The following is a 12858-nucleotide window of genomic DNA, read 5'->3' on the forward strand; positions in this document are numbered from 1 at the left end:
TGCAGGAAGGAAAAAGAATTTGCCGCCTGTATTTCAGCGATGAAATTTTATCCTGTTTCAGACCTATTCATCGTTTATATTCTTCACAAGAACTTAACAGTCGACTTGATATATTCCTTTATTTTATCGGAAAAGCTTAACCGGGAGGTAAAAAAGCTGCTGGCAGGGTTAAGCACGTTCCCTTAAAAAATTAGTCATTATTTTTCATATGGATATATAATAATGATACATACAGATTTTGCATTTATCTTGGGTTTCCTGAGGATTAGCTGAATCGTGTACAATAAAGGCCGAAATGTGACTCAAACGTGCATTCTTGTAAGTGTTTTTCACTGTTCTGTTACCGTGCTACAATTGAACTTGATATATGTCAACAAACCGTAATTTTGTTGGGTGGTAATTTCGACACTCGCTGTTATATTGCTGTTAATAGGGTTAGGATATGCGCCGCTTTAGGACCCCGTGGAACTGCAGAAAGTGGAATCCCTGACCGAGCTTGCGATGTTGTTGCCGTTGATGGAAATTGCATCGAGAACGCATTTACGTACTTTAGTCATGTAACGAGTGAGATGGCCAATAAGGCATCGAAATTCATTGGGATATCAAGGACTTCTGTACTCCTATTTTCTATTTGTTGGCAATCTTAGGTAGCAATCATGCAGACCCCTCACATTCTGATCGTCGAAGACGAGTTAGTGACACGTAATACGTTAAAGAGCATTTTTGAAGCAGAAGGCTACATGGTGCATGAAGCCAATGATGGCGCTGAAATGCACCACATTCTGTCCGAAAATGATATCAATCTGGTTATCATGGACATCAACCTGCCAGGCAAAAATGGCCTGCTGCTGGCACGCGAACTGCGTGAACAAGCCAGCGTTGCTTTGATGTTCCTGACCGGCCGCGACAACGAAGTTGATAAAATTTTGGGTCTGGAAATCGGCGCTGATGACTATATCACCAAGCCATTCAACCCGCGCGAACTGACCATCCGCGCACGCAATCTGCTGTCCCGCACGATGAACCTGGGTACTACCGGTGAAGAACGTCGTCTGGTTGAAAGCTACAAATTCAATGGCTGGGAACTCGATATCAACAGCCGTTCGCTGATAAGCCCGCAGGGCGAACAGTATAAGTTACCGCGCAGTGAATTCCGCGCCATGCTGCATTTTTGTGAAAACCCGGGCAAAATCCAAACCCGTGGCGATTTGCTGAAGAAAATGACCGGCCGTGAGCTGAAACCTCATGACCGTACTGTTGACGTGACTATCCGTCGCATCCGTAAGCATTTCGAAGCGACTCCGGATACGCCGGAAATCATCGCCACTATCCATGGTGAAGGTTACCGTTTCTGCGGTGATCTGGAAGACTGATACAGAAGGTTGCCAACCGCTCTGCAGTCGATGTGATAAAACGTAAAGGCCAGCGAAAGCTGGCCTTTTGATTTGGATCCCTTGGTGAAACTCAAGGCTCAGCATGTCCCCACGGAATGATCGGCACCGCGCTGAGGGCATTTTTAGGTGAACCGTCCACGACTTTATCGGAATAACTCAGGTAGATAAGCGCATTACGTTTTTCATCATAAAAACGCACCACCTGCAGCTTTTTAAACACCAGAGAGGTACGTTTCTGGAAAACTACAGTGCCTTTGTCTTTGCCCTGCTTAATCTTATCGCTGAGCTCGATAGGTCCTACTTGCTGACAGGAAATCGCCGCATCCGATGTATCTTCGGCCAGACCTAATCCGCCCTTGATGCCGCCGGTTTTTGCACGACTGATATAACAAGTTACATTTTTAATATCAGGATCATCAAAGGCCTCGACCACAATTTTATGGTCCGGACCGAATAATTTGAAGACGGTATCCACTGATCCCACTTGCTCTGCACGCGCTGCTCCAGAACAAAAAATAAACATCCCAAATACAAAAATCCAACATTTATTCATTAAGTTACTCCACGTCATCAGCATGACGTTGTTTTCTAAAGAAACCACAATCAGAAAGCGTGCATTCACACTTTCGGAATGAAATACTCTGTAACACCTGTAAATAGCACAGATAGCCAAAAAAATCTTAAGCAGTCTTATCGGGAAAAAGTTGCTATTATGCCGCCCATCATTCTGTGCATTTATCTTAGTTCAACGAGGACGATCTATGGATCAAGCAGGAATCATTCGTGACCTTCTTAGCTGGTTAGAAACCCATTTAGACCAGCCCTTGTCACTCGACAATGTCGCAGCCAAGGCCGGCTATTCCAAGTGGCACCTGCAGCGCATGTTTAAAGACGTCACGAATAATGCCATTGGTGCTTATATTCGTGCCCGCCGCCTGTCGAAAGCGGCTGTCGCTTTGCGTCTCACCAGTCGCCCGATATTAGATATCGCCCTTCAGTACCGTTTTGACTCCCAACAAACGTTTACCCGGGCTTTCAAAAAACAATTCGCACAAACGCCGGCATTGTATCGTCGTGCTGAAGACTGGCATTCGTTTGGTATTTGCCCGCCTATCCGACTGGGTGCATTCATTCTGCCGCAACCCGAGTATGTCTCATTACCAGAACAGCATCTGATCGGCATGACGCAAAGCTATTCATGTACGCTGGAGCAAATCACCACGTACCGCAACGAGATGCGTCGTCACTTCTGGCGTCAATATATTGGGGAAGCGAAAACGCTGCCGCCCATTCTTTATGGCCTGCACCATTCACGTCCAAGCCAGGAGAAAGATGACGAGCAGGAAGTATTGTACACGACAGCGCTGGAAGCTCAGCACCTGCCGGAAAACGTTGAAGGTCAGCCTATTGTGTTGCAGCACGGTGAATATGCCATGTTCCACTACAATGGCACGCCGGAACGTTTGCAGGAATTTATTCTGACGTTGTACAGCACCTGTCTGCCAACATTGAAACTGACCCGCAGAAAGGGACAGGATATCGAACGCTTTTACACGAATGGCCATGCCCCCGGCACTGCGCCAACCGAAATACAGTGTGATTACCTGATCCCAATCCGCCGCTAACGCCTTCTGGCGTTAGCGTTGCAACTCGTCTAACGCGGGCAGATCAAGATGTGAGACATCGCCCGCCGTTTCCACAATCCAGCCATTTGCCAGCCAGGCGCTTTGCTGGTGATCAACACGCGACAGCGAACAGTTACGCAGGCGCAGACGGCGTTCCGCATAGGCAGGCAAGCCAAGGATCGTACTGATCAGACAGCCCAGCGCAATACCGTGGCTGACCAGCAGCGGCTTGCTTCCCGCCGGTAAATCCAGACAGCTGTCGAGCGCGGCACGCATACGCACGGCCAGTTCAGTCATCGTTTCACCTTCGGGGATGCGCCCTTTGGGTGAACCATCAACCATCTGCTTACGCCATATTTCTTCCTGCTCCGTCAGACCATCCAGAATACGTTCTTCCAGCACGCCCATGTGCAGTTCGCGCAAACGTGGCTCATTGATCACTTCACACCCGCAGGCATCAGCGATAATCTGCGCCGTGTGGCGGGTACGTCCTAAATCACTGGTGATAACGTGAGTGATCCCTTCTTTACGCACGCGCTCAGCAACCTGACGGGCCTGGTAAAGACCTTTAGCCGTCAGCGGGCTGTCTGACTGCCCCTGAATACGGCGGGCGGCGTTCCATTCTGTTTCGCCATGACGGACGAGATATACCTGTAACATGAGTGTTTTCCGTTATACTGCGTGAAATTTGCTAAAGGATGCTAAAACTCTATGTATCATGTTGTCGCTGCAACCACTAACCCGGCAAAAATCAAAGCTATCGCCATGGCTTTTGAAGACATTTTCGGCGCTGAGGCATTTCGCATTGAAGGCGTTGATGTCGACAGTGGTGTTCCAAATCAACCTATTGGCAGTAATGAAACCCGTACCGGGGCACGCCATCGTGTAATCGGTGCGCGTCAGGTTCGTCCCGAAGCAGACTTCTGGGTCGGCGTGGAAGCGGGTATCGAAGACAATATGACATTCGCCTGGATGGTGATTGAGAATATGCACCAGCGCGGCGAATCACGTTCAGCCAGTTTAATGTTACCTGAAATCATTTTACAGGGGATCAACCAGGGCAGTGAATTGGGGGATGAGATGGAAAAACTGACGGGTATCGCAGAGGTGAAGCGTAAAGGCGGCGCCATCGGCATTTTTACCGCCGGGAAACTGAACCGCACCAGCGTTTATCATCAGGCACTGGTGCTGGCTTTAGCGCCTTTTCATAACCCGGTTTATCAAACCCGCGCCCAGACCCATTAAAATTTCAGACTGAAACGGGCACTTCATTCGCCCGTTTTGTCTGCCAGCAGTTGCCCGCTCAACCAATCCTTTAGCGCTGCCGGAGCCGTTTTCAGGCCATTCGATCCCCGGGTTATCGTAGCGATACCGGCACCCAGCTGGCTTTTCAGTTCGCGCTGACTCATCTCTCCCCGCATCAGCTCCTGAATAATGCGTACCCGCGTTCCCAGCGCCGCACGTTCGTCGGGCGTCAGAAGCAGTTGCAGCAGATCCTGATGCAGATTTTCAGCAAAAGATTGCTGTAGCAGTGCCAGAAAGCACTGCCAGTCCTCATTGCCTTGTTGGGAAAGAGCAGGGTCAGTGATGGGTCGTTGATTCATGATTGGGCTGCCATACTATTAAACTAGTACAGCAGCTTATCATAAACGATACGGGATCAGTAACGCCTCTGCCATTCGGCATCCGTCAAAATCTTGGCCGGTTGATGTAAAAAATAGCGATAAAATGCATCATATGCCAACACATTTTTAACATATCGGCGAGTTTCGGAGAAAGGGATACTCTCAATGAACGCGACCGAATCCACCCTGCCCGCGCTGTTGCCCAGCCAGGTATTCACACGGGAAGGCCCGGCGTTGTAAGCAGCGCTGGATAAAATACGGTTGCGGCCAAACATCTGATAGACATATTCCAGATAGCTGGTACCGATGGTGATGTTCATTTGCGGATCCAGCAGCTGAGCCGGATTGCTGTAACCCTGCAAACCAAACATATCCACGGTATGCTGCGCTGTCGCAGGCATCACCTGCATCAGACCAGAGGCTCCTACCGGCGAACGGGCTTTCGGGTTCCACGCGCTTTCCTGACGGGCAATCGCCATCGCGTAGCTTTGCGTGATGCCTTTGTCATTGGTCGCACGGCGGAATTCATCCGGCCACGCCAGCGGGAAACGTTCTTCAAGATAATCCCAAAGCTTGCCGGTAATGGTCGCCTGCACGCTGAGATCGGGCCATTTCTGCTCGAAAGCGTAACGCGCCAGTGCCGACTGCTGAGATTCAGAACGACTGCTGACCAGATAGCTCCATTCAGTGCGTGCAAGATTGTCCATCTGCCAGTACATCAGTTCACGAACGCGGGCGACTTCCGGCAATTTCGCAATGCTGGCATCAGGCTTCGCAGCCACAGAAATTTGCATCGGATAAGCAACATTCAGCTTTTGCGCGGCGGCCATCGGATAGAATCCACGCCCTTTCATTAATGTGCGCAGCATCGCTTCACCTTGTGAGCGCTGACCGTTGTCGATCATCACTGACGCACGCCAGTACTGCCATTCATCTTCCTGCAGGGCATCCGAAGGTAAACGATCCAGCCACTGTCTCAGTCCCTGACGATCACCGGCGGCCAGCGCCATACGAATCCGACGCTCCACCAGCGTGGTGGAATGGCTGCGCAGAATAACGTTATCGCGCCATGCCGCCTGTTCCGGTGTGGCATCGCTGCCCATATAGCGCCAGGCGACCGCTTCTTCCAGATCCAGACGTTCGCTGTCGCTCATCTTCTGCAGACGTACGAGAACGGGGATCATCGAACGGGCATTTTCCGCATCATCACGGGCGATACGCGCAAACGTAATGCTGGTGGCATTGCGGGTAAAATCAGTCGGCCCGACACTGCGCGCAAAGCTTTCAATGGTATTCGGGTTATTTTGTAAATCCAGCAGCGCATCGCGCATGGTCTGGTAATCCGGCGGTAACTGCTTCGCCAGGAAGTTCACCAGATTCGTATTGCCGGTTTTCATCGCCAGGCCGATGCGTTGCAGCGTAGTCAATGCAGTCTGATTGCCTGCGCCCTGCCAGACGGAGAACAGCTTGTCGCAGGTATTCGGCAGTGACGTGCCGGTCAGCCAGATATCTTTCGCGCCATCAAACGCGGTTTTCTGATCGCCGGTCGCCCATTTGGCGTAATAGTAGTTGCAACGCGCAGCGACCGGTTTCGGCGGCTGCGGGCTGAAAGAGAGCAAACTGTTCCAGTCCTGACGACGCGCCAGCTCATTCACAAAGCGGGCCGGGAGGGAACGCGCAGGCGGCAATGTCGGGTTGGCTTTAACAAAGGCATTCACCTGCGCGGGCGTGGCATCGCCCAGTTCCTGCGTCAGTTGCCGGTATTCCAGATAAGGGTAAAGCGGATAATCTTCCAGCGTGGGCATCAGCTGACTGACGACGTCCAACTGATTGTTATCCCACGCCTGTTTAATCTGCATATAGTGCTGGCGTTGCGAGTCCAGCGAGTCAGCTTTCGCCACGCCCGATACTGTTACCAGCAACACGCTCATTGCCAGAGAGTGCCATTTGTCCACCTTGACCATACTTACCTTTATCCTCACGGGTTGTGCCGAAACTGTTTTGCATTCTGTAGACAGCCACTACGCTAATCGATTCATTTTTAAAATTGAAGCGATGTGCGGACAGCATCACAAACTTTACACAGTGTGGTGCAAGCGACGGACAGTTACCAGACAGCGGCAGATCTATTTTCTGTCACAGAACGTGGCGGCGGGAATAATTTCTCAGGATTCAATATCCGCAATTAATTAGCGGGTATTGCCCGGTAAAACGCCAATAGATAGCACCCTTACCATTTCAACCAAAATAACCACGCTGACAAAACTGAGATTTACTTACTTCAATTTACTTAGATATTTAATTCCTAAACAAACCCTAAATGAAGTGTAATTAATACCGAAATTCCTAAAGTACCTATCCATCTGTTTTTAAAGAAATTTATCCATTAACGTTGATACAAAAAAAAGTATTTATTGGCTCAGATCAAATTTATTCCCAGATAATTAATTATGATCACACCCTATTGTAAAATTGATTTTTTGATATTCACTATTTCGCCGTCAGGATTGAAATATTAATAGCAGCGCAGTTCATGGCTTATGGAAAAGTATATGACTCACTCAACTTCATCTGTAAAAACGAATGCCAGCCCCTCTTCTTCTGTCGCGACAGAAAACAAAAACTGGTATCAGATTAGTGGTAACGACGCCATGCAGCGTCTGGGAACTGGCGAGAATGGCCTGACCCGGCACGATGCCAGCGAGCGTCTGAAAGAATATGGCCCGAACGCCTTACCGGAAAAAGCCGCCAAAAGCGCCCTGATGCGTTTTCTGGCGCACTTCAATGATGTCCTGATTTATATCCTGCTCGCGGCTGCCATCGTCACCGGAGCCATGGGACACTGGGTCGACACGCTGGTGATTTTGGGCGTGGCCGTCATCAATGCGCTGATCGGTTTTTTGCAGGAAAACAGCGCTGAGAAATCACTGAAAAGCATTCAGAATATGCTGTCAAGTCAGGCAGTTGTCATGCGTGACGGACAGATACAAACCATCAATGCCGACCAGCTGGTGCCCGGTGATATCGTGCAGTTGCGCCCGGGAGATAAAATCCCGGCGGACTTGCGCATTGTCAGCGCGCATAACCTGCAGGTCGAAGAAGCCATTCTGACCGGTGAATCCACCGTGGTGGTGAAAAACGCACAGGTCATTGACGATGAAGTCATGATCGGCGACCGCCACAACCTGCTGTTCTCCGGCACCATGATCAGTGGCGGCACCGCAACCGGTGTGGTTTATGCCACAGGTAAAGACACCGAACTGGGTCACATCAACCAGATGATGTCGTCGATTACGCCGCAGCGCACCCCGCTGTTGCAGCAAATCGACAAACTGGGCAAAGGCATTTTCGCCCTGATTCTGCTGATGATGGCGTTCCTGTTTGTCTTCGCCTTTATCCTGCGCGATATGCCATTGGGCGAACTGCTGTTGTCGCTGATTAGCCTGGCCGTGGCTTCGGTTCCCGAAGGTTTACCGGCGATTATCTCGATTATTCTCTCCCTTGGCGTGCAGTCGATGGCGCGTAATCACGCCATTATCCGCAAGCTGCCGACAGTCGAAACACTCGGCTCCATGACGGTTATCTGCTCGGATAAAACCGGCACGCTGACCATGAATGAAATGACTGTGAAAGCCGTCATTCTGGCAGACCGCGCTTATCAGGTTGAAGGCGAAAGCTATCAGCCTAAAGGCCGGATTGTTGACGCACAAACCCGGCAACAGATTGATGTCACTCATACACCGGTGCTCAATACCTTCATCACTGCAGTTGATTTATGCAACGACAGCCAACTGATGCAGGACGATAAAGGCCACTGGGGCATTACCGGCGGGCCGACTTCCGGCGCACTGAAAGTGCTGGCGGCGAAATCAAACCTGAATACCGGCAAAGTCGAGCCGCTGGATAAAATCCCGTTCGATTCCAAACACAAATACATGTCGACACTGCAACGCATCAACGGCAAAACCCGGTTGTTCGTGACCGGCGCACCGGACGTACTGTTCTCTTTAGCCTCGTTTGAACTGACCGAAAACGGCGTGCAGCCTTTCCGCCGGGAATACTGGGAAGAAGAGATGGCGCGCTATGCCCGTCAGGGTCTGCGCATGGTCGCTGCGGCATTGAAAGATGAGCCGGAAATCGGTGGCGACCTGAACCATAGCCATCTGCAACAGGGTCTGATTTTTGTCGGTATCGCTGGCATGATGGATCCCCCTCGCCCGGAAGCCATTGATGCGATTGCCCAGTGTCAGCAGGCCGGGATCCGCGTGAAGATGATCACCGGCGACCATCAGGAAACCGCGATGGCCATCGGCAAAATGTTAGGGATTGGCAACAGCAGTGATTCCATCACCGGTTACCAGCTCGAGCATATGGATGATGCAGAACTGGCCGCTGCCGCCAGCCAGTATGATATTTTCGCCCGTACCAGTCCCGAGCATAAATTACGGCTGGTAAAAGCGTTACAGGATGACGGTGAAGTGGTCGGAATGACCGGTGACGGTGTCAACGATGCGCCCGCGTTGAAACAGGCTGACGTCGGTATCGCGATGGGGATCAAAGGCACCGAAGTTACCAAAGAAGCCGCTGACATGGTGCTGACCGATGACAACTTCGCGACCATCGCCAGCGCGGTCAGGGAAGGTCGTCGCGTTTACGACAACCTGAAGAAAACCATTCTGTTTATTCTGCCGACTAACCTCGCGCAGGGACTACTGATTATCCTGGCCATTCTGGCCGGGGCAGTCATCCCGCTAACGCCGGTTCAGATCTTGTGGATGAACATGGCGACGTCGACCACGCTGTCCTTCGGTCTGGCCTTTGAGCCGGGTGAGAAAGGCATGATGAGGCGCCGTCCGCGCGCGCCGGGTCAGCACGTCCTCGACCTGCATGCTGTCTGGCGTATCGCCTTCGTGGGTATTCTGATTGCCTGCAGTGCCTTTGTGCTGGAAGCCTGGATGCAACCGCGTGGTTACAGCAGCGATTTGATCCGCACCGTGCTGTTACAGACGCTGGTCACCGCGCAGTGGGTGTATATGTTTAACTGCCGCGTAATGGACCGTTTCCCGCTGACGCGCGAAGTGTTCGTCAACAAAGGGTTATGGATTGTTTCCGGTGTCTTACTGCTCCTGCAACTGGCGTTGATTTATCTGCCAGTCATGAACCAGTTGTTTGGCACCGTGCCGATGCCCCTGAAATTCTGGGGTATCACGCTGGTGGTTGGCGCGATGATCTTCGTGATCGTCGAAATCGAGAAATGGCTGGTTAACCGCTTCATCCGCAAGAAAGTCTGACGATTTATGCTTATGCCGGGTTACCTTGTGTAACCTGGCTTTTTCACATAAAAAACGTCACAATTCTGAAACTTTAGTCTTTTCCCCGCTCAATTCGTCTCAAAGATCTCACAAAACGTCCCAAAGCCCATTCTGCTGATTTACATCAATTCTTTAGCGCCTTATTACTCTCTCCAGGGGCATCCCTTCTCACAGCAATGTTAGTTTGGCCAGCGTCCGGCAACTTTTACGGGAATGCCCCATCGCTATACGATCAGTTTTATAAAAACGAGCTCTCTGGCTGTACCGCAGTCAAACAAAGGCCAACAAACAGGTAACACACAATGTCATCGCTCATTGTAGATAAGTGCTATTACACACAGCTGGCATTGCATTCGCTATTGCAATTAAACGGACAACATCCGAAAGATATTCTTTCGCTTAAGGACATCGACGAACTGCAAGCGACGTGCAATTCCCTGACGCCTGAAATCATCTTCGTGAATGAAGATTGCTTTACGTCTGATGCGCAATCAGGTCACGTTCTGCGGGAGGTGATCGACGCGCATCCCGGTACGCTTTTTTTTGTTTTCATTTCCAAGGAAAACCTGAATTATCAGAACTATGTGCCGATCCGTAAAAACATCATTATTTTGTCAAAATCCATCCGGACAGCCACTATTTATCAGTTGATTGCCCATAACCTGCTGCTGGCGCGCTCGGCAGAAACGGAACAACCGCTGGATCTCACGCCGGTCAGCCTGAGCCGGACTGAATCCAGTATTCTGAAAATGTGGATGTCGGGGCTGAACACGCAAAACATTTCTCAGCACCTGAATATCAAGCAAAAAACGGTGGCGTCACACAAAGGCAATATCAAGCGTAAAGTAAAAACTCAGAATAAACAGGCTATTTATCATGTTGTTAAACTCACCGATATTCTGACATCCGGGATGTTTGTCGGGCGTACTCAGCCACTGCGCCCGGACCGCGAAACGGATGAATTCACCATTCCATTCGGCTGATTTCTCCGCCACCTGCCGCCTGCCAGCAACATTCTTGCCTTACTGTGAACCTGATGGTTGGGAACCCGACTGAAACACGCTAAACTTCGCAGTCGGAACCCTTATCAGTCATGCCGCAATCAGGCGGGGCTGGCTTTAATTTGCCGCAGCGCCTGCCCTTCGCAGACAGCGCGCGGCCCGCAGAGAAAGAGGCTCAAAACAACGTGGCTCAATACGTATATTCCATGCATCGCCTCGGCAAAGTTGTTCCGCCGAAGCGTCATATTCTTAAGAACATCTCCCTGAGTTTCTTCCCTGGCGCCAAAATCGGTGTTCTGGGTCTGAACGGTTCAGGTAAATCCACGCTGCTGCGCATCATGGCCGGTATCGATACTGACATCGAAGGTGAAGCACGTCCGCAGCCAGATCTGAAAATCGGTTATCTGCCGCAGGAACCGCAACTGAACATGGAACACACCGTGCGTGAGTCCGTGGAAGAAGCCGTTTCTGAAGTCGTTGGCGCGTTAAAACGTCTCGATGAAGTGTATGCGCTGTACGCCGAACCGGACGCTGATTTCGACAAACTGGCGGCCGAACAGGGCAAGCTGGAAGAAATCATTCAGGCACATGATGGCCATAACCTGAACAGCCAGCTCGAACGTGCCGCCGATGCGCTGCGTCTGCCGGACTGGGATGCGAAAGTGGCAAACCTGTCCGGTGGTGAACGCCGCCGTGTGGCACTTTGCCGCCTGCTGCTCGAAAAGCCGGACATGCTGCTGCTCGACGAACCGACCAACCACCTGGATGCCGAATCCGTGGCATGGCTGGAACGCTTCCTGCATGACTTCGAAGGCACCGTTGTGGCGATTACCCATGACCGTTACTTCCTCGATAACGTGGCAGGCTGGATCCTGGAACTTGACCGCGGTGAAGGTATTCCGTGGGAAGGTAACTACTCCACCTGGCTGGAACAAAAAGATGCACGTCTGGCGCAGGAAGCGTCTTCTGAAGCGGCCCGTCGTAAGTCTATTGAGAAAGAGCTGGAGTGGGTTCGTCAGGGCGCGAAAGGCCGTCAGTCTAAAGGCAAGGCACGTCTGGCACGCTTTGAAGAGCTGAACAACACCGAATACCAGAAACGTAACGAAACCAACGAACTGTTCATTCCACCGGGTCCGCGCCTGGGCGACAAAGTTGTCGACGTGAAAAACCTGAGCAAGTCTTACGGTGATCGCGTTCTGATCGACGACCTGTCCTTCTCCGTGCCGAAAGGCGCAATCGTCGGCATTATCGGCCCGAATGGTGCCGGTAAATCCACGCTGTTCCGTATGATGTCAGGTCAGGAAGAAGCGAACGGCGGCACCATCGAGCTGGGTGACACCGTGAAACTGGCCTCTGTGGATCAGTTCCGTGATTCCATGGATAACAGCAAAACCGTATGGGAAGAAGTGTCCGGTGGTCAGGACATCATGCGCATCGGCACCACTGAAATGCCAAGCCGCGCCTATGTGGGCCGCTTCAACTTCAAAGGTGTTGATCAGGGCAAACGCGTTGGCGAGTTGTCCGGTGGTGAACGTGGTCGTCTGCATCTGGCAAAACTGCTGCAGGTTGGCGGTAACATGTTGCTGCTCGATGAACCGACCAATGACCTCGACATCGAAACCCTGCGCGCGCTGGAAAACGCCTTGCTGGAGTTCCCTGGCTGCGCGATGGTCATTTCCCATGACCGCTGGTTCCTCGACCGTATCGCGACGCACATCCTCGATTATCAGGATGAAGGTAAAGTCGAATTCTTCGAAGGTAACTTCACCGAATACGAAGAATACAAAAAACGTACTTTAGGTGCTGAAGCGTTAGAACCGAAGCGCATCAAGTACAAAAAGATGATCAAGTAATCATCTTTCGCCTGAATATAAGGCCCGGAAACGGGCCTTTTTTATGCC

At 51.2% G+C, this 12858-nt stretch carries 10 protein-coding genes; 6 read left to right on the top strand and 4 right to left on the bottom strand.

Features of this window, described 5'->3' with window-relative positions:
- The first annotated feature begins 656 nt into the window (after positions 1-656).
- Positions 657-1373, top strand: a complete 717-nt coding sequence (arcA, locus tag GW591_RS13900) for a two-component system response regulator ArcA (protein ID WP_013577079.1) — start codon at positions 657-659, stop codon at positions 1371-1373.
- 91 nt (positions 1374-1464) lie between these two features.
- Here arcA and creA read toward each other — a convergent pair whose 3' ends face one another.
- The gene (gene creA, locus GW591_RS13905) at positions 1465-1947 is read right to left on the bottom strand and encodes a protein CreA (RefSeq protein ID WP_013577080.1); all 483 of its coding nucleotides are present in this window, start codon (positions 1945-1947) and stop codon (positions 1465-1467) included.
- 208 nt (positions 1948-2155) lie between these two features.
- On the opposite strand from creA, the gene robA reads away from it, so the two are divergent.
- Complete coding sequence (robA, locus tag GW591_RS13910) at positions 2156-3019, top strand: MDR efflux pump AcrAB transcriptional activator RobA (RefSeq protein WP_013577081.1); 864 nt, start codon at positions 2156-2158, stop codon at positions 3017-3019.
- Positions 3020-3031: 12 nt separating this feature from the next.
- Here the strand turns inward: robA and gpmB are convergent, their stop codons facing one another.
- Complete coding sequence (gene gpmB, locus GW591_RS13915) at positions 3032-3679, bottom strand: 2,3-diphosphoglycerate-dependent phosphoglycerate mutase GpmB (protein WP_013577082.1); 648 nt, start codon at positions 3677-3679, stop codon at positions 3032-3034.
- A gap of 51 nt (positions 3680-3730) precedes the next feature.
- Here gpmB and yjjX point away from each other — a divergent pair, with 51 nt between their 5' ends.
- Positions 3731-4264 carry an inosine/xanthosine triphosphatase gene (yjjX, locus tag GW591_RS13920; protein WP_013577083.1) on the top strand — a complete coding sequence of 178 codons (534 nt, stop codon included), beginning with the start codon at positions 3731-3733 and terminating at the stop codon, positions 4262-4264.
- A 23-nt stretch (positions 4265-4287) separates the two neighbouring features.
- Here yjjX and trpR read toward each other — a convergent pair whose 3' ends face one another.
- Positions 4288-4623, bottom strand: a complete 336-nt coding sequence (gene trpR / locus GW591_RS13925) for a trp operon repressor (RefSeq protein ID WP_013577084.1) — start codon at positions 4621-4623, stop codon at positions 4288-4290.
- Positions 4624-4679: 56 nt separating this feature from the next.
- A complete protein-coding gene (gene sltY, locus GW591_RS13930; RefSeq protein WP_173362118.1) occupies positions 4680-6599 on the bottom strand; it encodes a murein transglycosylase in 1920 nt (639 codons plus the stop codon).
- Positions 6600-7196: 597 nt separating this feature from the next.
- Here sltY and GW591_RS13935 point away from each other — a divergent pair.
- The 3 genes from GW591_RS13935 to ettA all read left to right on the top strand — a co-directional run bounded on the left by GW591_RS13935 (position 7197) and on the right by ettA (position 12810).
- Positions 7197-9935, top strand: a complete 2739-nt coding sequence (locus tag GW591_RS13935; RefSeq protein WP_126125181.1) for a cation-transporting P-type ATPase — start codon at positions 7197-7199, stop codon at positions 9933-9935.
- Positions 9936-10258: 323 nt separating this feature from the next.
- Positions 10259-10939: a transcriptional regulator RcsA gene (rcsA, locus tag GW591_RS13940; protein ID WP_013577087.1), complete on the top strand. Its 681-nt coding sequence runs from the start codon at positions 10259-10261 to the stop codon at positions 10937-10939.
- 203 nt (positions 10940-11142) lie between these two features.
- The gene (gene ettA, locus GW591_RS13945) at positions 11143-12810 is read left to right on the top strand and encodes an energy-dependent translational throttle protein EttA (protein WP_015690481.1); all 1668 of its coding nucleotides are present in this window, start codon (positions 11143-11145) and stop codon (positions 12808-12810) included.
- Positions 12811-12858 lie beyond the last annotated feature (48 nt).

Origin of the sequence: Rahnella aceris (assembly GCF_011684115.1) — a bacterium.
GTDB lineage: Bacteria > Pseudomonadota > Gammaproteobacteria > Enterobacterales > Enterobacteriaceae > Rahnella > Rahnella aceris.

What these genes read in the sequence shown, in the direction of transcription:
- arcA (WP_013577079.1), top strand. Translation starts at nt 657, where the DNA reads ATGCAGACCCCTCACATTCTGATCGTCGAAGACGAGTTAGTGACACGT.
- creA (WP_013577080.1), bottom strand. Translation starts at nt 1,947, where the DNA reads ATGAATAAATGTTGGATTTTTGTATTTGGGATGTTTATTTTTTGTTCT.
- robA (WP_013577081.1), top strand. Translation starts at nt 2,156, where the DNA reads ATGGATCAAGCAGGAATCATTCGTGACCTTCTTAGCTGGTTAGAAACC.
- gpmB (WP_013577082.1), bottom strand. Translation starts at nt 3,679, where the DNA reads ATGTTACAGGTATATCTCGTCCGTCATGGCGAAACAGAATGGAACGCC.
- yjjX (WP_013577083.1), top strand. Translation starts at nt 3,731, where the DNA reads ATGTATCATGTTGTCGCTGCAACCACTAACCCGGCAAAAATCAAAGCT.
- trpR (WP_013577084.1), bottom strand. Translation starts at nt 4,623, where the DNA reads ATGAATCAACGACCCATCACTGACCCTGCTCTTTCCCAACAAGGCAAT.
- GW591_RS13935 (WP_126125181.1), top strand. Translation starts at nt 7,197, where the DNA reads ATGACTCACTCAACTTCATCTGTAAAAACGAATGCCAGCCCCTCTTCT.
- rcsA (WP_013577087.1), top strand. Translation starts at nt 10,259, where the DNA reads ATGTCATCGCTCATTGTAGATAAGTGCTATTACACACAGCTGGCATTG.